Below are 17,637 nucleotides of genomic sequence, written 5' to 3'. Positions count from 1 at the left end.
TGAGATAACCCCGCTATTCTGTCGCGATCCCCTGCGCTTCGAGCCAGGCCGCGACCGGGCGCAAAGCCTCTTCGTGCGAGCGCCATTTTCCCACCGCATCGGCATTGAGCGGACGCCGTACCTGCGCCGCGCTAGGCGTTGCCACCGCCGCGCTGTTCTGGTGGAACGACAGGCACGCCTCGTCCCATTCGAGGCCGCAATGCTTGAGCAGGCGCCGGGTCTGCCCTTGCTGATCGGCGACCAGCTGTTCGTAGGACAGTTGCAGCACCCGCCCCGGAAACAGGTTTTCCCACAAGCCCATCAGCCGGTCGAAACGCGTATAGTAGCGCGCCGTATCCATCAGGTCGTAGGAATACGCGTAATAGGCGGACTGGCTGGCGAACAGATTCTTATAATTGCTCCACACCGTGTCCATCGGATTACGGCGCAAGCACACGATCGGCGCGTTGGGCAGTGCCCGCGCGATGTGGCCGATATAGAGGAAATTGGCCGGCAGCTTGTCAGTGAAGCGCACGGCGCCCGAGGGTCGGTGATGGCTGGCCTGGCTGAGATACGAGTCGCCGATCGCGGCTGGATCGACATCGCCGCTCGCCATGACCGTAGCTGGATCGATCACCGTGCGCGACGACGTTCCCGCCAGCCGCTTCACTGCCAAAGGCATCGCCTGCAACTCTCCGGCTGATCCCACGTCCCGGTGCGAGGACAGGATGCGGTCGACGAGGGTAGTGCCTGTGCGGGGCATGCCCACCACGAATATGGGGGAGGCATCCGCGTTGCCCGCGCCGGGGACAATTGATTTCTCACCTGTCCCGAACAGCGCCTCGATCGCGTCGAATATCGCGGCGTCTTGCGCGAACTCATAGCGGATCGCGCGCTTGTGCGTGGCATTGGCCTCGAACAGGTGGTGGAACGCTTCCGCCGGGCGCTCGATGTCTTCCAGTTCCTTGGCCAGCGCATATTTGATGCGCAGCACATCCTCTGGCCTGTCCGCCGCGGCCAGCGCGGCTTGAAGCCTCGGGACATGATTGGCCTGGTCGGTCTGGCGGGAGAGAATGGCGACCGCATAATGCGCGCGAGCATTGCCCGGGCTCTCGCCCAGGATCTCTTCGTAATGCGTGCGGGCTTCGTCCACCCGGCCGGTGAAACCGTTTGCCGCCGCCAGATTGTAGCGATACTCGAGGTTGTCGGGCTCGGTCGCCACCGCAGCTGTGAAGGGTGCGATCGCTTCCTCGTGGCGCCCCAGCCGGACGAGTACACATCCAATGGTGTCGAGCGTCAGCGGATCGTCCGGCGCCATCGCCATTGCCCGAACCGCTGCATCGGCAGCTTCGCCATCGCGCCGTAACAGGATGAGCAGCTTGGCCAGTTGCGCCAGATGCTCCGGCTTGGGCTCGCGCTCGACCGCAGCCTCGATCAGCGGAACCGCTTTGGCGATCTGGCCAGCTTCGGCTGCAGCGATTCCCAGCAGGAAAAAACCCGCCGACCGACGGGAATCCGCCAGGATAAGGGCTTTGGCAGCGGCTACAGCCGCAGGCAGGTCACCGCGCTTGAGCGCTGCCCTCGCCCGCACTTCCAGCGTCATCATATGTCCGCGGCCGCGCCGAACAAGCGCTCCGCGATGAGCAGGGGCCTCGCTGCACCGACGCCCGGCGGCGGCATGGCCGCTTCGGCAGGAAATACCGTTGGCACCGGATTCGTCGTCACGGCCTGGGTTGTGACGAAATCCATCTGCCCGACTTAAAGAGTGTTACCTGCCTTAGCAAACGTAACATCGCGGGAGGTCCTGTCGACCCTTCCGTCGCTGTTGAATGTCGCGAAGCCTTGTCGCCCGGCGTGGTGACGCCGGGCGACGGGTTCATCGGCCACCTGCTCCTCAGCGGGGTGAAGAGCAGGAACCCGTATGTTCAGCGGCTGGCGAGCTGCGTCGGCGAGGTGTTCGCCGCGGCGGCTGTCCGCGTTTCGATCTGGGTACGGATATCCGCGATCACCGCGGTCCGGCATTCGCGCGCGCGCGCGCCCAAGTTCAGATGCACGCTGGACAACCGATCGCCGCAGACAGCGCGTGCGGCCTCGTCCATGCGGATAGCAAGGCGCTGCTGCCCTTCGGCGGTCGAAAGATCGAGTCCGCTGAGGCGCAATACTGCCTCGTTCTTGGCGAACGGATTGTCTGTGGCGGCGGCCGGCACCGAGGTAGCCATGGCGCACGCGACCAGGACCAGAAGGCCTTTCTTCATCATCATCTCCTGCATTGTCGTTTTTCACCGCTCTGCGGCGGTATTCGAGCAGCATAGCGCTCGATGCAGAAACTCGCAAGGATGTGGGACCGCTCCGCTCGGCGGAGCGGCGAGAGAGCCGGACTAGCGGACGCTGACCACCAGCGAGGCGAGGTTGGTCGCCAGGCCCAGCAGGCCAATCGGCAGATCGACGGTGGCGTTGGTCTCGCGTTGCGTTTCCGGATCTTGCAGCGAGACGTCGATCGTTCGCGCATAGGGCGCCGACCATTCGCGCACGACCTCGACCGGCAAATCGATCCGCCAGCCGCGTTTGCCTTCGACCGGCACGACGTGGTCGTTGATACTGACGATCGAGGCCGGATCCTCGCGATGCCCGGCAATTCGCAGACAGGTTTCGGCGCCGCAGCGGACCAGCTTTGTGCTCGGCGCCGCGGTCGCGGGCGATGCCAGACCCCAGGTGACGATGGCGCCTATCAATGCCAGCGGCCGCTTGCGAAAACCAGTTCCCGTCGCGGGGCGATACCGCTCGGTCGTAGCTGGCGGCACAAGACTTTGCCGCGGTCGCTGCCCCCGAAAAGGGCCTTGCAAGCGTGCTGCACTGAAGCCCGACGTCCGGTCCATAAAGCGCCTCCACGTCCAACCTAATCCGGGCAGGGCATAGCGGTAGACAGGTCAATCTTATGACTCCCATCGATTTGGTCTATGAGCAAGCAGCTTGCTCGCGCTAACGTCGGCCATGCAGAATCGAACGGGCGGTCGGCCGCCCTCCGCCGCAGGAGGAACGAACATGAGTGATCGTGCGCCGATGAGCGACAAGAAGTTCGCGAGCCGCGTGGACTGGAACCTGATGCGGACGTTCGTCGATATCGTCCGGGCGGGCGGCATCGGAGCTGCCGCCCGGCAGCTCAATCGACAGCAGCCCAGCATCAGCGCGGCGCTGAAGCGGCTCGAAGAGCACGTCGGGGCCACCCTGCTGCAACGCACCGCCACCGGCGTCGAGATGACCGAGGCCGGCAAGGCCATGATGACGCTGTGCGAGGAGATGCTGGAGTCGGCAAGGATGGTGCCGCATCAGATCGCCCAGGCGACGAAGCGCGTCGAAGGGATCGTGCGCATCCAGATCGTGTCCGGCCTCGTTTCGTCGGAGTTCGACGAAGCCATCGCGAGTTTCCATCGGCGCCATCCCGCCATTCACGTCGAGATACGGGTCTCGCCCTGGCGCCAGCTTCTCGACGCGATTGAGCAAGGCGAGGTGGAGATCGGCGTAGGATACGACAGCAGCGTTCGCGGAAGCCTCATGTACGAACCTCTGCTCGTGGAGCGCCAGCAGCTCTATTGTTCCCGCAGCAATCCTTATTTCGGCTATCGTGTGAGCCGGCTGCACGAACTCAGAGACGAGGGCTTCGTTCTCACTGGCGACGACGAGATCGAACTGATTACTCACCTGCGTCGCCGTTATCGGCTGGGTACCAAGGTGAGCGGGCTGGCGGAGGACATCAATGAAGCGCGGCGCCTGATCGTCCAGGGGGTCGGCATCGGCTTTCTTCCGGTCCTTGCCGCCGAGAACGAAGTTGCCAACGGCAGACTCTGGCCGCTGCTCCATAAGGACTTTGAACCCGCCTACGACCTGTTTCTCCTCGCCCGCTCAGAGCCCGCGCGGGACACGGCGACTCAGCTCTTTTGGGACGAGGTGATCAGGCGCATCCGCGCGCAGCAGAGGTCATAGGCGCAATCTATGCCTTTCATCACGGCCTTGCGTCTGCATCGGCACACCAGCATAGATCCGTTCGACTTCGGCCCGGTGACAAAGATCGGTGTCTGGTGCCTGAACCGCCGCGGCGCCGGCCGCCAGGCCGTACCGAAAAGCGTCCACGGGATTCCTGTGCGCCGCGAGGGCGAAGACAATCGCGGCGAGGAAGCTGTCCCCGGCACGCCGTCGGCCTGACATCAAGCAGCCTGATGCAGACACGGCAGACGCCGCGATGCTATTGAACCGGGCATGATCCGCTACGACAGGAACTTTCGCAGGCTCGCTTACCCGTCGACATCGCTGGCTTTCCGGCGATCTGAAACATCGCACAGGCGGAGGGCAGCAGCCCACCTATGGCGCAGGCCCCAAAAATGGAGCTGCCGATCAGCAGGTTGCGCCTAGTTTCGTCCATGGCTGTCGACTGGGCCTGCGCAGTGTGTAGTTGATATCGTCCGCGTGCCTACCGTTCCGGTCGCCCACCGTCGATCGCGCTTTGACGACACCAAACGATCGACTGGACACATATATCTTCCTGATCCTTCCGCAGAACAAGGGCGCGGACACGTACGAGGCGCCTTGCCACACGATCTGGAAGAGCGGTGGAAGAGGATCGAAGCAACTTGGCCCTCGCTGTAGATGGCCAAACTCCATATTGCGGCGTCGGTTCAACGGCTGCTTTCGGGCGGCGACGGATCTGGGTAGGAACGTCTGAGATCAGGCGCAAAGCAGCCGAACAAAAATGGCGGCCCAGTCCGGCCGCCAGAGTTGAATGGAGAAAGCTCTCCACTTGGGTCGCGGTGCGGCGAATACACCTGCCGCCAGTCAGCGCCATCGAAATAAGGATGTCGTAGCGGAATCTGTGTTCAGTGATGCGCCGATGCAACAGTATCCCCAATACTGACCAGCGAAACAGCAGCGTCCGATAACGCAACGATGCGGGACACCGCATCGGCGACCTCCAGAATTGCGCGCGTTCGTTCCGCCGCCGCCATCATCGCAGATGTGATGGCAACCGCGCTCGCGTCTTCCATGATCGTGCCAATCCTGGTGCAGAGCTGAGCGAGTAATTCGTCGGTTTCGTCCATGGCACCACCACGCCTCCAGACTCAGCGGAAGTCCAGATGCAGCTTTTTCGCAATTTGCGAACAATCCATTCGACTTCGTCTGCACAGCAAGCATTGGTGTCCCTGCGCCCGAACGGTGGCGCAAGGCTCCGACCGGCCGGATTCGGAGCGTGAGGCAGTGGGACCGGCATCAGGCTGGTCTTACAGGAGACCTCCAAATGACCGAACAAACTGCAACAGCCGAACCAACCGCCCGCCCGCAGACCAAGGCAGCCACGGTTCAAAAAGCTGCTCGCACGCGGGAAAGGCGCAGCCCTAGCCGAACTCACCGACGCGACAGGATGGCAGCCGCACAGCGCCCGAGCGTTTCTGACCGGATTGCGTATGAAAGGCACCAATCTCGTCCGCGAGTGCCGCGCCAACGGCGAGACTTATTGGCGCATCGAGCGCTAATAGTGGCTCGGATCGAAGAACAACTGGCTGGGCTGGCGACTATGTCGCCGGCCCGGCTCCGTGCCGAATGGCGGCGCTTGAACCGCGGACAGCCGCTGACGGAAGGCCTCACCTCGAGCCAACTTGCCCGAAGCATTGCATGGCGCCTGCAGGAGAAGATGCAGGGAGGGCTAACGCCGACCCGCATGCGGGAACTTGATCGCCTCGCTGGACAGCTCGAACGCGACGGCGACTTGGAAATGGTCGCAGATCGATCTCTGAAGCCGGGATCGCAATTTGTCCGGCACTGGCACGGCAAGCCTTACACCGTGACGGTCCTCGACCAAGGGTTCGAGTTCGAGGGACAGCTTCATTCCTCGCTGACCCAGATCGCTCGCCAGATCACCGGTTCTGCATGGTCGGGTCCGCGCTTCTTCGGGCTCGCGCGAAAGGTCGCCTCATAAAACCCCAATCCTCACGCCGTCGCTGCGCGATCTACACCCGCAAATCCACGGACGAGGGCCTTGACCAGAATTTCAACAGCCTCGACGCTCAGCGCGAAGCCTGCGGCGCCTATATTCTCAGCCAGACGCACGAAGGTTGGGAACCGACAGGGGAGCTATACGATGACGGCGGGTTCTCGGGCGGATCGATGGACCGGCCGGGCCTCCAACAACTGCTGGAAGACGTTGAGGCCGGGAAGGTCGATATCATCGTCGTCTATAAAGTCGACCGGCTAACCCGAAGTCTCGCCGACTTCGCGCGCATCGTCGACGTTCTCAATAAGCATGGCGCATCATTCGTGAGTGTGACCCAAGCGTTCAACACGACGAACAGTATGGGACGGCTCACGCTTAATGTCCTGCTGTCCTTCGCCCAGTTCGAGCGTGAAGTGACGGGCGAGCGTATTCGCGACAAGATCGCTGCGTCGAAAGCGCGGGGGATGTGGATGGGCGGCACGGTGCCACTGGGATACGAGGTCAAAGACCGGAAGCTTGTGATAGTGCCCGAAGAGGCCGCGAAGGTGCGCCGTATCTTCGAGCGCTACCTCGCCCTCGGTTCCGTTTACGACCTCCAGGCCGAGCTTGCTGCCGATGGAATATTGACCAAATCGCGGGTGCTCAAGGATGGTCGCAATTACGGCGACAAGAATTTCAGCCGGGGTGGCCTGTATCAAATGCTCCGCAGCCGTATCTATCGCGGCGAGATCACGCACCGCGGTAAATCCTATCCCGGCGAGCACGACGCGATCGTCGACGAAGAGATATTCGATCGGGTCGGCGAACGCCTAAGTGGTAACCAAGTCAAACAGAAGCATGCAGCCTATGCCGAACACCCAAGCCTCTTAGCCGGGATTATCTGGGATAGCGAAGGGCGCCGCCTGACGCCCAATCACGCAAACAAGAGCGGGGTTCGGTACCGCTACTATATCAGCCAGAAGGACAAGCAGCGCTTGGACCTGCCGATCGTGCGTGTCCCTGCCGGTGATGTAGAGAACCTGCTCATCCATCAGCTTCGGCAGCAGTCCGGCGTAAGTTGGGATGGCCCGCGACCGGACCGAGAGCTGATACTCGCGACGGTGCGGAAAGTTACGATCCATCGCGACCGCGTAGACATCGAGTTCATCGACCGCGACGACCCGGTCTCCATCCCGGCAACCATGGTGCGTTGCAGCGGCGAGAAGCGTATCGTGGCGGCTCCAGAAAACTATCTCCATCCCCGCCCCGATGCGGCGCTGATCAAACTGATCGTCCGGGCTCATCAAGCCAACAAGGCGTTATCCGATCCAGCGAACCCCTCGGTCGAAGCCGCGGCGACCTCCATGTCGGTATCGACGCCCTACTTCTGCTCTCTGCTCAGGCTAGCCCACCTCGCGCCCGATATCACGACCGCCATCCTTGATGGGCGGCAGCCCGCGCACCTCAATCGACAGTTTCTCGCGCGCACCAATAATCTGCCGATCGATTGGCAAGGTCAGCGCGCCATGCTCGGGTTCGCATAAACCCACCCCGCACAGTACCAAAGGATAAGATGCGCATCTTTCGTGCAACGCATCCTCCGACCGCAAAATCCTCGAACAGAGAATCTGCGTCTGATGATGGCTGCGGGTGGCTGGCAAAAACGTCTCTACGTCGAAGGTCCACGTGCCGATCGTCGCGCTAAGCCTCTAACATTTAGCGATACTATTGAGGTTATGGCTGCTCCGTCACGGAGATTGCAGTCAACTAGTGACTGGATGGTGGGCGCTGACGGGCTCGAACCGCCGACCCTCTCGGTGTAAACGAGATGCTCTACCAACTGAGCTAAGCGCCCCCTTTCGGAGAAGCGCGCCCCTGCCACAGCTTCGCGGCCGGAGCAAGCTTGGCCGCTACTCCTCCAGCGCCTCGAAATAGCGCCCCATCGCATCATGCGCCGATTCGGCAAGGCCGATGAAGATGCGGCGCCCGTCATGCGGGTCGGCTTCGCGCAGGAACAGGCCCGCGTCGGTCATCGTCTTGATCCAGCGCAGCGCCGTCGTCGCGGGGACCGCGGCGGCGATGCACAGGCTGGAGACCGACACCGGCTGGCGTTCCAGCCGGGCGGCATAGAGGTCGAGCAGCATGTCCCACGCCGGATCGGCGAAAAGGTCGGCGGGGAAATATTGCTCGCGCATCCGCCGCTGGCGCAGCAGGCGGCGCACCGCCTTGGCGCGCAGGCGCTGCACCGTGCGTTCCTCGGGCTCGAAGCTGCGCGGTCCCGGCACATAGTCGCGCGGGGGCGAGCGAACGACGCCGCCGGCTTCGCCGAAATCCTCTTCGCGCGGCGCAAAGGCCGGCGGCGTTCCGGCAAGGCCGCGCTGGCCCGACAGATCGCCGAGCAGCCGCGCGATCCGCGCGACTTCATCCTGCAACCGGTCGATCCGTTCCATCGCTTCGTCGCGCGCGACATCGTGCACGGTCGAGGATAGGAAGCGCGATGCCGCCGCCAGCGCGACCAGACGGTCGGCGGTATCGGCATCGACCAGCCATTCGGTCCGGATCGTGTCGGGTACCATCGCGGCAATGCGATCGAGTCCGCCGAGCGAGGTCTCGCACACCAGCGCGCATTCCATGGCCAGCGTTGCATCGCAAATTTCGATCAGCGTTTTGCTTTCGATCGTTTCGGCATCGACCAGCCAGACGATGTCGGGCTGCACCATGGTGCACAGATGCGCCGCCATTTGCGATGGAGGAATAGCATCGCTCACCCGCGCCCTGCCCGTGCGCGAGAGTTCGGCGCCGATCGCGCGCGGCCCCGCGAACAGGATCGATGCAGGGACTTCGTCCGCATCGGCGGCCGCCTGCCAGTGCGGGGGCGGCGATTGATCGAATCGCGATGGCGGCAACGCCTCGACCGGCGGGTTCAAATCCATCAAATGGTCCATCGTGCCACCCTTCCTCGTCGTCTCTCCACCTTGGCGTCCTTATGTCGTCAAAATGGCGATATTCACCTTTTGTTCGTTCCGAACTGCCGCCGATCCGGATACTGACGAAAGGAGGCAGCATGGGATTCGGGGAGTGCTGGAGAAATTCGCTCCATTCTGGACATGTTTTGTTCTCACCGTCAATCCCCTTTCGCGCTTGCCAGCCGATGGCATTATCCGCACGGACAGAAAGTGCCTCGGCGCCCCGCCTCTTCCACCCGCCTGCGCTGGCAGCGGCGACTCCGCTCGCTCGGCGCGCTGCTGCTGCTCGCGGCGATGGCGGCGGCGCTATGGCTCGCGCAGCCCGCGCCGACCGAGAGTGTGCCGCTGGTGCATGTCATCGATGGCGACAGCCTCGACGTGCGCCAGGACGGGACCGCGCGAACGATCCGGCTGAGCGGGCTCGATGCCGTCGAATATCGCCAGCCGTGCATGCGCGGCGACGGCAGCCGCTGGGCGTGCGGGCGGGAAGCGCGAGCGGCGCTGGCGAAACTCGCGGGGCGCGGGCCGCTATATTGTGCGCTCGCGGCGAAGGACAAATATGGCCGCACGCTCGCGGCATGCCGCACCCGGCCCGAACCCGATGGCGTCGACCTGGCGGCCGAGATGATCCGCCAGGGCTGGGCGGTCGCGACCGACGACGCGCTGCTGCCCGAGGAGGGCGAGGCGCAATTGGCGCGACGGGGAATCTGGCAAGGCGATTTCGAGCGTCCCGCCGACTGGCGCGCCATACATGAACGCGCAGCCAGGCTCGCCGCACCGGCAGCGCCCGACCATTAGCTTTCCGCCGCGGGCTTTTGCGGCTAGGGCGAGCGGATGAACGGCCTTTTCCCTGTGATGATCGGCGGCGCGCTCGGCGCCGGCGCGCGGCACCTTGTCGGCGGCGCGATGCTCGCGCGCCTCGGCCCCGGCTTCCCCTGGTGGACGCTGTCGATCAATATCGCGGGCAGCCTGGCGATGGGCCTGCTGATCGGCTGGCTCGCGCGCAGCAGCGGCGGCGAGGCGGCGCGGCTTTTCTTCGGCGTCGGCGTGCTCGGCGGCTTCACGACCTTTTCGGCGTTCAGCATGGAGTTCTGGGCGCTGTTCGAACGCGGCCAGTCGGCGCAGGCGCTGGCCTATATGCTCGCGTCGGTCGTCGGTGCGATCGCTGCCTGCGGGATCGGCCTGCTTTTGATGCGGCAGGTGCCGGCATGAGCGAGAAAGCGAAGATGGACGCCGGAAAGATGGACGGGGCGACGATCGCCGAGGAGGATGACGGCATCCGCCTCGACCGCTGGTTCAAGCGTCACCGCGAAGGCACGCCGCACGCGCTGCTCGCGCGCTGGGCGCGGTCGGGACAGCTGACGCTCGACGGCAGGAAGGCCGATGTGTCGGACCGCATCGCGACCGGGCAGACGCTGGTCATGCCGACCCCGCCGGTCGAGACCGAGGCGCGCCCGGCGCGCAAGGGGCGGCCACTGACCGACGCCGATGTCGAGCTGGCGACCGGCATGATGATCCACCGCGATGGAAGCGCGATGGTCCTCAACAAGCTGCCGGGGCTCGCCACCCAAGGGGGGACGAAGACCGAGCAGCATGTCGACGGGCTGCTCGACGCGCTGAAGTTCGACGGGCCGGTGCGGCCCAAGCTGGTCCACCGGCTCGACAAGGACACGTCGGGGGCGCTGCTGATCGCGCGCACGCCGAAGGCCGCGGCCTATTTCGCCAAGAGCTTTTCGAACCGCAGCGCCAAGAAGACCTATTGGGCGCTGATCGTCGGGGTGCCCGACATCCAGCAGGGCGAGATCGACCTGCCGCTCGCCAAGCAGCCGGGGTCGGGCGGCGAGAAGATGCATGTCGACGACAAGGGGCTTCCCTCGAAGACGCGCTACCGCGTGATCGAGCGCGCGGGGAACAGCGCGGCATGGGTCGAGCTGCAGCCGCTGACCGGGCGCACGCACCAGCTGCGCGTGCATATGGCGGCGATCGGCCACCCGATCGTCGGCGACGGCAAATATGGCGGCAAGGGCGCGTTCCTGACGGGCACGATCAGCCGCAAGATGCACCTGCACAGCCGCCGGCTGCGCATCGACCACCCCGACGGCGGCGCGATCGACATCAGCGCCGAGGTGCCCGAGCATTTCGCCGCGAGCCTCGACGCGCTGGGTTTCGACACGCTGCTGGGCGAGGTCGGGATCGATGCGCAGGAAAAGGGGCCGCCGCCGAAATCGGCGCTGAAGGCGCAGGCCAAGGCGCACAGCAAGCAAATCCGCAAGGCGCGGCGCGGCGAGCGACGCGGACGGACGGCCGACAGCAAGCCGACGGACTTCGTCGGCAAGCCGAAACCCAAGCCCAAGGCGAAACCGGGCAAGCCCTCCACCAAGCCCGCGGGCAAGAAAACGTCCGCGAAGAAGCATCCGGCGCGGCCCGCCAAGCCGCGCTGATGCATCCCGATCCCGCTTTTCGGCCGAAGGACGCCGACTTCGCCGCGCTGCTGGTGCGCGAGATCGGCTTTGCCGCGATCTTCGCGAGCACTCCCGACGGCCCGCGCGTCGCGCATGCGCCGGTGGTGCTCGGTGCCGACGAGCGCAGCCTGCAATTCCATCTGTCGCGCGGCAACGGGCTGACGAAGCATCTCGACGGCACCCAAGCGATCGCGGTGGTGCAGGGCCCCGATGCTTATGTCAGCGCAAGCTGGTACACCGCCGCCGACCAGGTGCCGACGTGGAATTATGTCGCGGTCGAGATGGAGGGCAAAGTCCGCAAGCTCGAGCGCGAGGCGCTGGTGGCGCAGCTCGATACGCTGTCGGCGGAGCATGAGGCGCGCACCGGCGCGAACCCGCCGTGGACGCGGGGCAAAATGAACCCCGCGATCTTCGGCAAGATGACCGACGCGATCACCGGTTTCGAACTGGCGATCAGCGCGTGGCGTCCGACGCTGAAGCTGTCGCAGAACAAGCCCGCCGAAGAGCGCGCGCGGGTGATCGAGGGGCTGAAGGCGCAGGGCCATGGCGCGCTCGCGCATCTGATGGACCAGCTGGGAGAGAAACGATGAGCCCGACCGACGAGGCGCTGGCGAAGAAACGCTTTTTTGCGATCAACCTGATGCGCGTGATGGGGATCGCCTTCCTGATGGCGGGCTTCATACTGATTGCCGGGCGATGGGAGCTCGCGGGCCAGCCGACCGATCGCTATCTCGGGATCGCGCTCGTGCTGATCGGCGCGTTCGATTTTGCGGTCTTCCCGATGCTGCTCGCCCGCCGCTGGCGTTCGCCCCGCGATTTATGAAGCGTTTCTGGACAGAGGTTGCCGTCGTCCCCGAGGGCGATGGCTGGGGCATTGCGCTCGACGGACGCCCGGTGCGCACGCCGCGCCGCGCTCCGCTGGCGGTCGAAAGCCCAGCGCTGGCCGAAGCCATCGCCGGCGAATGGCGGACGGTCGGCGAGACGATCGACCCCGCCGCGATGCCGATGACGGGGCTGAGCAACGCCGCGATCGATATCGCCGCGCCCGACCTCGCGGCCTTTGCCGAGCCGGTCGCGGCCTATGCGACGAGCGAGCTTTTCTGTTACCGCGAGGATCGCGACGCCGTGCTGCTCGCCGAACAGGCGGCGGTCTGGAACCCGCTGCTCGCCTGGGCGGAAGCGCGCTATGGCGTCGAGTTCGCGATCACGCAGGGCATATTGCCGATCGACCAGCCGCCCGCGACCGTCGCGGCGCTACGCGCGGCGGTGCTGGCGCAGGGCGCGTGGCGGCTGACCGCGCTGACCCCGCTGGTGACGATCGGCGGGTCGCTGGTCGCGGGGCTGGCGCTGATCGAGGAGGCCTATGACGCCGCTACGCTGTGGCAGGCGGTCAGCCTCGACGAGCTCTACCAGGAACGGCGCTGGGGCGCCGACGCGCTGGCGATCGCCGCGCGCGAGCAGAAGCAGGCCGAGTGGGGCAATGCGGCGCGGTTTTTGGGATTACTCTGATTGATCCTCCCCTTGGCGTAGCCATGGGGAGGTGGCAGCGCGAAGCGCTGACGGAGGGGTAATATCACTAACGTCAAAACCCCTCCACCACCGCCTGCGGCGGTGGTCCCCCTCCCCAACGCTGCGCGATGGGGAGGATCTTTAGTCCACGAACTTCGGCGCCCTTTTCTCCATCCCCGCCATCACCGCCTCGATCTGGTTCGGGGTACGGATCACCAGCACCTGCTCGTCGCTCTCGGCCTGCAATATCTCGGCGTCGCTCGCGTCGGCGAGCATGTTGCAGAGGCGCTTGGCGCCGCGGATCGCGTGCGGGTTCTTGTTCGCGATCATCGCGGCGAGTTCCATCGCCCTCGCCAGCGGATCGTCCGAGACATGCGTCGCAAAGCCGAGCAATTTCGCTTCCGACCCGTTGAACTCGCGGTTGGTGTAGATCATCTCGCGCAGCACGTCGTCGGCGACCTGCGTGCGCCACAGTGCCATGCCCGCGACATCGGGGACGAGGCCCCAGCGCATCTCCATGATCGCGATGCGCGTGTCGGGATGGACGATGCGGATGTCGGCGGCCGCCATGATCTGGCTGCCCGCGCCGAAGGCGACGCCGTGCACCGCCGCGATCACCGGCACCGGCAGTTCGCGCCAGCCCCAGGCGGCATATTGGGCGTTGTTCGAAATGCCGCGCGTGCGGTCGGACAAGGTGCCCCCCGCGCTGCTCGCGCCCGGATCGCGGTCGGCGCTGAGGCTCGACAGGTCGAGCCCGGCGCAGAAGGCGCGGCCCTCGCCCGACAGGACGACGACGCGCAGCCCCGCGGTGGCTTTCAGCTGGTCGATCGCCTCCGCCAGCGCCGCCCACATCGCCGCGTCGAGCGCGTTCATCTTGTCGGCGCGGATCAGCCGGACGTCGGCGATGCCATTTTCCAGCATGGTGATCGAAATGCGGTCTTTCATTAAGCCTTCCTCATGAGCGCCGCCTCGACGAGCGGCAGTTGGTCGTTTCCGAAATACATGTCGTCCTTGTCGACGAAGATCGTCGGCGAGCCATAGCCGCCGCGCGCGACGACTTCCTCGGTATTCGCGCGGAGCCGCGCCTTGACCGGGTCGCCGCCAGCGGCCACCGCGAGCGCCGCGCCGTCGAGCCCCTCGGCATCGGCGATCGCCGCGAGCACCGCGGGGTCGTCGAGATTTTCCTGCCGGTCGAAATAGCTCGCGAAGGCGCCGCGCGCGAAACGCTCAAGCGCCGCCTGGTCGTCCTCGAGCGCGCAGCAGAAACGCATCGCGGCGATGCTCTTCGCCGGATGCCACTCAGACGGGAAATTCATCGGCACGCCCGCGAGCCGCGCCCAGTCCTTGAGCACCTTCCAGCTGTGCTGCAGTCGCCGGTTGTCGGCCTGCTCGCGCGCCGCATAGACCGCGGGATTCACCGCGTTGAACACGCCGCCGACGAGGATCGGGCGATAGCGCGCATTCGCCCCGGCCCGTTCGAGCACCCCGGGCAGGTTGTGGAAGGCGAGACAGGTCCAGGGCGAGGACAGGTCAAAGAAGAATTCGACGCGTTCGCTCACCCCGGACCTCCCTGCATGATCAGCCGACCTTGAGTTCGATGTCGGGGACATTCGGACAGGCGACGCGCACCGACTTATAGGCGGGCAGCGCGTTCGGAATGTCGAGGCTGAGCGTTACCGGCGTCACCACCTGCGGCGTCGCGCCGTCGGGGGCGTTGGCGCGCAGCAGCACGACCTGGTTCGGCGGGTTCATCTTGTCGAGCGGCCCGGCCTGCAGCGCGGTCGCATAGCCCGCGACCGGTGCATTGGCGGTGCCGCTGATCTTGAGCGTTTTGGTCGCGGCGTCGATCGTCGCCGCCAGCTTGACGTCGGTCAGCTTGTCGCAGGCGTTGGGCTTGCCCGGATCGATCGGGATCGCCGCCGGCGTCGCCGCGGGCGCGGGCGTGCCCGGGGTCGCGGCCGTATCGGCGGCGGCGGTTTCGGTGGGCGGCGGCGTTTCCTTCTTGCCGCAGCCTGCCAGTCCCACGGCCAGCGCGATCGCCGCCGTCATCATCGCCTTGTTCATATGCCTGCCTCCAATAGGGGGCGGCGGCCTGTCGGTCCGCCGCCGACTCGCGCGGTCAATTCGTCCGCGCCCAATATTGGTCGCGGAGCAGGCGCTTGTATAGCTTGCCGGTGTCGTGGCGCGGCAGCGCTTCCATGAAATCGATGCGGCGGGGGATTTTTACGCCAGACAGTTTTTCGCGCGCATAAGCAATGAGTTCGTCGCGCAGGGCGTCGCCGGCATCGGCCATGTTCGCGGGCTGGATCACCGCGATCACTTCTTCGCCGAAATCGTCGTGCGGGCCGCCCACCACCGCGACGTCGGCGACCGCGGGATGGGTGACGAGATGATTCTCGATCTCCTGCGGATAGACGTTCACCCCGCCGGTGATGATCATGAAGCTCTTGCGGTCTGTGAGGTAGAGGAAGCCTTCCACGTCGACCTTGCCGACGTCGCCGAGGGTCGACCAGCCCTTCGAATTGCGGCTCGACGCGGTCTTCTCGTCGTCGCCATGATATTCGAAGACATTCTCGCTTTCGAAGAAGACGCAGCCTTCCTCGTTCGGCCCAAGTTCGGTCTCGTTGTCCTCGCCCATGATGTGCACGGTGCCGAGGATCGGGCGGCCGACGCTGCCCTTATGCGTCAGCCAGTCGGCGCTGGAGATGAAGGTCATGCCATTGCCTTCGGACCCCGCGTAATATTCGAACAGCACCGGACCCCACCAGTCGATCATCGCCTGCTTGACCGGCACCGGGCACGGCGCCGCCGCATGAATCGCGACCTTCAGCGACGACAGGTCATATTTCGCGCGGACGTCATCGGGCAGCTTGAGCATGCGCACGAAGTGGGTCGGGACCCACTGGCTGGCATTCACGCGATATTTTTCGATAAACGACAGCGCCGCCTCGGGATCGAATTTCTTCATCAGCACCACAGTGCCGCCAAGGCGGTGGATCGTCATCGACCAGCGCAGCGGCGCGGCGTGATAGAGCGGCGCGGGCGAGAGATAGATGCTGTCGGCGTTGATCTGGAACACCGCCGAGGCGAGCATGACGAGGCTGTTGGTCGCGTCGATCGCCGGATCCTCGGGCAGCGGCACGCGCACCCCCTTGGGCCGCCCGGTGGTGCCCGACGAGTAAAGCATGTCGACGCCCGCGCGCTCGTCGGCAACGGGAGTCGCGGACATCGCGGCGACCGCGTCTTCCCAGCTCCGGTAGCCGGGGATCGTGCCGCCCATGACGAAACGCTCGATCCCCGTGGTCAGCGCCTGCGCGGCATCGGCGAGGCTCGCCGAAACGACGAGCAACTTCGCGCCCGAATTTTCGAGGATATAGTCGGTCTCGTCCTGCGTCAGCCGCGACGAGATGCAGACGTAACGCAGCCCGGCACGTTGCGCGCCCCAGGTCAGCGAATAATAATCCGGACTGTTGTCGAGCATATAGGCGACGACATTGTCATGCCCCAGCCCGTGCGCGCGGAACAGCTGCGCGACGCGATTCGATGCCGCGTCGAGCTCGCCATAGCTGATCGCCTCCCCCGTTTCGGCGACGATGATCGCGGGCTTGTCAGGATTGCTGCGCGCGTGGACGGACGGGTGCATCGGGGCTTCTCTCCAGCAGGGTCATTGGTTTCTTTATGTCCGAAGTCAGTAGCAAGCTGAAACTTTTGGTCAAGCAAGGGCGGGCGTAGGGCAGGATATGTGAAATGGCGGGGCAAGATTGGTGGTGGGGGCGGGTGGCTGGTATCGGGAGAAGCTGCTGTAGGAAGAATGATGCTCTCTCCCCTTCAGGGGAGAGACACGCAGGCTTGCCGGTTTACCGGCTAGCCGGAGTTGAGAGGGGTTTGGATGTGTCCCCCTCTCCCAACCCTCTCCCCTGAAGGGGAGAGGGCTATAGGCCCGCTCCCCACCCCTAAACCGACGACGCCCCCCTCAACCCCCCGCCCCCTCCGGCCGCGAGCGCAGCGCATAGCCCTGCCCCTTCACCGTGCGCAGCATCGGCCAGGCAAAGCCGCGGTCGACCCTGGCGCGCAGCCGCGACATATGCACCTCGACGCGGTTGGTGCCGGGGTCGAAATCGATCCGCCACACCGCCTTCAAGAGCGCGGCGCGCGACACCGGCCGGTCGGGGATGCGCGCGAGATTGGCGAGCAGGTCGAACTCGCGCAGCGGCATCGCGATCAGCCGCCCCGCGCGCTCGACGCGGCGGTCGATCAGGTCGATGCGCAGCTCGCCTTCGCCCAATTGCCCCCTGGCCATCCGACTGCGCAGCAGCAGCGCCGCGATCCGCGCGACGACCTCGGCGGGGTCCGCGGCCCAGCCAACCGCATCGTCGGCCCCCGCCGCGAGCGCGAGCAGCCGGTCGGCGCGGCGGTCGCGGTCGGTCAGCACCAGCAAGGGCCGCCGTTCGGCGATCCCGCGCGTCAGCGTGACCACCGCAGCGGGATCGGGGCCGTCGTGAAAGGGGTCAATCGCGAACAGGTCGAAGCCGGTGTCGCGCCACAGCCGCGCCCCGGCCGAGATCGGCGGCAGCTGCATCGTCCGGATACCGGCGACGGCGAGCGCGTCGGCGAGGCGCATCGCGCGCGCTGCGCGCGCATGGCGGATGCCGACGAGCGGCGGGGACCCGGTCGTGGCGCGGGCGTCGCTCTGCTCCATCGCCCTCCCCCTCAACTCACCCTTCGCCTCAGCTCCTTTTCGGCCGGTCCCTTCGATGCGTTG

22 protein-coding genes and 1 tRNA gene are annotated in these 17,637 nt (G+C 65.5%); 11 read left to right on the top strand and 12 right to left on the bottom strand.

The window, feature by feature from the left end; all coding sequences use genetic code 11:
* Window positions 1–13 precede the first annotated feature (13 nt).
* The 4 genes from AC1RNQ_RS14865 to AC1RNQ_RS14850 form a co-directional block, all read right to left on the bottom strand.
* Window positions 14–1,582 carry a tetratricopeptide repeat-containing sulfotransferase family protein gene (locus AC1RNQ_RS14865; protein WP_493172608.1) on the bottom strand — a complete coding sequence of 523 codons (1,569 nt, stop codon included), beginning with the start codon at window positions 1,580–1,582 and terminating at the stop codon, window positions 14–16.
* On the bottom strand, window positions 1,582–1,728 hold the full coding sequence (locus tag AC1RNQ_RS14860) for a hypothetical protein (protein ID WP_493172177.1): 147 nt from the start codon (window positions 1,726–1,728) through the stop codon (window positions 1,582–1,584). The genes AC1RNQ_RS14865 and AC1RNQ_RS14860 overlap by 1 nt, the downstream gene beginning before the upstream one ends.
* A 176-nt stretch (window positions 1,729–1,904) precedes the next feature.
* Entirely contained in the window at window positions 1,905–2,249 is a 345-nt protein-coding gene (locus AC1RNQ_RS14855; protein WP_493172175.1) for a UrcA family protein, read from the bottom strand.
* Window positions 2,250–2,357: 108 nt separating this feature from the next.
* Complete coding sequence (locus AC1RNQ_RS14850; RefSeq protein ID WP_493172174.1) at window positions 2,358–2,855, bottom strand: hypothetical protein; 498 nt, start codon at window positions 2,853–2,855, stop codon at window positions 2,358–2,360.
* A gap of 166 nt (window positions 2,856–3,021) precedes the next feature.
* On the opposite strand from AC1RNQ_RS14850, the gene AC1RNQ_RS14845 reads away from it, so the two are divergent.
* Together AC1RNQ_RS14845 and AC1RNQ_RS14840 are read left to right on the top strand one after the other, a co-directional pair.
* Window positions 3,022–3,960 (top strand): LysR family transcriptional regulator, encoded by a 939-nt coding sequence (locus tag AC1RNQ_RS14845; protein WP_493172172.1) that lies wholly within the window; start codon window positions 3,022–3,024, stop codon window positions 3,958–3,960.
* Between the two features lie 9 nt (window positions 3,961–3,969).
* Window positions 3,970–4,179, top strand: coding sequence for a hypothetical protein (locus AC1RNQ_RS14840; RefSeq protein ID WP_493172170.1), 210 nt, complete (start codon window positions 3,970–3,972; stop codon window positions 4,177–4,179).
* Between the two features lie 668 nt (window positions 4,180–4,847).
* Here AC1RNQ_RS14840 and AC1RNQ_RS14835 read toward each other — a convergent pair.
* A complete protein-coding gene (locus AC1RNQ_RS14835) occupies window positions 4,848–5,069 on the bottom strand; it encodes a hypothetical protein (RefSeq protein ID WP_493172168.1) in 222 nt (73 codons plus the stop codon).
* Window positions 5,070–5,279: 210 nt separating this feature from the next.
* Here AC1RNQ_RS14835 and AC1RNQ_RS14830 point away from each other — a divergent pair, with 210 nt between their 5' ends.
* From AC1RNQ_RS14830 to AC1RNQ_RS14820, 3 genes are read left to right on the top strand one after another with little or no spacing between them, the layout of a single operon-like run.
* Window positions 5,280–5,501, top strand: a complete 222-nt coding sequence (locus AC1RNQ_RS14830; RefSeq protein ID WP_493172606.1) for a DUF3489 domain-containing protein — start codon at window positions 5,280–5,282, stop codon at window positions 5,499–5,501.
* A gap of 2 nt (window positions 5,502–5,503) precedes the next feature.
* The gene (locus tag AC1RNQ_RS14825) at window positions 5,504–5,944 is read left to right on the top strand and encodes a DUF2924 domain-containing protein (protein ID WP_493172167.1); all 441 of its coding nucleotides are present in this window, start codon (window positions 5,504–5,506) and stop codon (window positions 5,942–5,944) included.
* Window positions 5,896–7,482, top strand: a complete 1,587-nt coding sequence (locus AC1RNQ_RS14820; RefSeq protein ID WP_493172165.1) for a recombinase family protein — start codon at window positions 5,896–5,898, stop codon at window positions 7,480–7,482. The genes AC1RNQ_RS14825 and AC1RNQ_RS14820 overlap by 49 nt, the downstream gene beginning before the upstream one ends.
* A gap of 235 nt (window positions 7,483–7,717) precedes the next feature.
* Here AC1RNQ_RS14820 and AC1RNQ_RS14815 read toward each other — a convergent pair.
* Window positions 7,718–7,793 (bottom strand) — tRNA-Val (locus AC1RNQ_RS14815).
* Between the two features lie 55 nt (window positions 7,794–7,848).
* Window positions 7,849–8,883: a MarR family transcriptional regulator gene (locus AC1RNQ_RS14810; protein WP_493172163.1), complete on the bottom strand. Its 1,035-nt coding sequence runs from the start codon at window positions 8,881–8,883 to the stop codon at window positions 7,849–7,851.
* A 231-nt stretch (window positions 8,884–9,114) separates the two neighbouring features.
* On the opposite strand from AC1RNQ_RS14810, the gene AC1RNQ_RS14805 reads away from it, so the two are divergent.
* The 6 genes from AC1RNQ_RS14805 to AC1RNQ_RS14780 are packed head-to-tail and all read left to right on the top strand — an operon-like array spanning window position 9,115 to window position 12,875.
* Window positions 9,115–9,702, top strand: coding sequence for a thermonuclease family protein (locus tag AC1RNQ_RS14805; RefSeq protein WP_493172161.1), 588 nt, complete (start codon window positions 9,115–9,117; stop codon window positions 9,700–9,702).
* Between the two features lie 36 nt (window positions 9,703–9,738).
* A complete protein-coding gene (gene crcB, locus AC1RNQ_RS14800; RefSeq protein WP_493172159.1) occupies window positions 9,739–10,116 on the top strand; it encodes a fluoride efflux transporter CrcB in 378 nt (125 codons plus the stop codon).
* A complete protein-coding gene (locus tag AC1RNQ_RS14795; protein WP_493172157.1) occupies window positions 10,113–11,345 on the top strand; it encodes an RluA family pseudouridine synthase in 1,233 nt (410 codons plus the stop codon). Before crcB ends, AC1RNQ_RS14795 begins: the two co-directional genes overlap by 4 nt.
* A complete protein-coding gene (locus AC1RNQ_RS14790) occupies window positions 11,345–11,956 on the top strand; it encodes an FMN-binding negative transcriptional regulator (RefSeq protein ID WP_493172155.1) in 612 nt (203 codons plus the stop codon). Before AC1RNQ_RS14795 ends, AC1RNQ_RS14790 begins: the two co-directional genes overlap by 1 nt.
* Complete coding sequence (locus tag AC1RNQ_RS14785; RefSeq protein ID WP_493172153.1) at window positions 11,953–12,189, top strand: hypothetical protein; 237 nt, start codon at window positions 11,953–11,955, stop codon at window positions 12,187–12,189. Before AC1RNQ_RS14790 ends, AC1RNQ_RS14785 begins: the two co-directional genes overlap by 4 nt.
* Window positions 12,186–12,875 carry an ATP12 family chaperone protein gene (locus AC1RNQ_RS14780; RefSeq protein ID WP_493172151.1) on the top strand — a complete coding sequence of 230 codons (690 nt, stop codon included), beginning with the start codon at window positions 12,186–12,188 and terminating at the stop codon, window positions 12,873–12,875. The genes AC1RNQ_RS14785 and AC1RNQ_RS14780 overlap by 4 nt, the downstream gene beginning before the upstream one ends.
* Window positions 12,876–13,016: 141 nt before the next feature.
* Here AC1RNQ_RS14780 and AC1RNQ_RS14775 read toward each other — a convergent pair whose 3' ends face one another.
* The 5 genes from AC1RNQ_RS14775 to AC1RNQ_RS14755 form a co-directional block, all read right to left on the bottom strand.
* Window positions 13,017–13,820, bottom strand: coding sequence for a crotonase/enoyl-CoA hydratase family protein (locus AC1RNQ_RS14775; RefSeq protein WP_493172149.1), 804 nt, complete (start codon window positions 13,818–13,820; stop codon window positions 13,017–13,019).
* Window positions 13,820–14,434 (bottom strand): 2-hydroxychromene-2-carboxylate isomerase, encoded by a 615-nt coding sequence (locus AC1RNQ_RS14770; protein ID WP_493172147.1) that lies wholly within the window; start codon window positions 14,432–14,434, stop codon window positions 13,820–13,822. The genes AC1RNQ_RS14775 and AC1RNQ_RS14770 overlap by 1 nt, the downstream gene beginning before the upstream one ends.
* A gap of 19 nt (window positions 14,435–14,453) precedes the next feature.
* Entirely contained in the window at window positions 14,454–14,939 is a 486-nt protein-coding gene (locus tag AC1RNQ_RS14765; protein ID WP_493172145.1) for a hypothetical protein, read from the bottom strand.
* 55 nt (window positions 14,940–14,994) lie between these two features.
* Window positions 14,995–16,518 carry an acyl-CoA synthetase gene (locus tag AC1RNQ_RS14760; RefSeq protein ID WP_493172143.1) on the bottom strand — a complete coding sequence of 508 codons (1,524 nt, stop codon included), beginning with the start codon at window positions 16,516–16,518 and terminating at the stop codon, window positions 14,995–14,997.
* A 330-nt stretch (window positions 16,519–16,848) separates the two neighbouring features.
* Window positions 16,849–17,574, bottom strand: coding sequence for a winged helix-turn-helix domain-containing protein (locus AC1RNQ_RS14755; RefSeq protein WP_493172141.1), 726 nt, complete (start codon window positions 17,572–17,574; stop codon window positions 16,849–16,851).
* Between the last annotated feature and the right edge of the window lie 63 nt (window positions 17,575–17,637).

The sequence above is a fragment of the Sphingopyxis sp. GW821-FHT12F08 genome (assembly GCF_058806755.1).
This window is presented reverse-complemented; position numbering and strand designations above follow the sequence as displayed.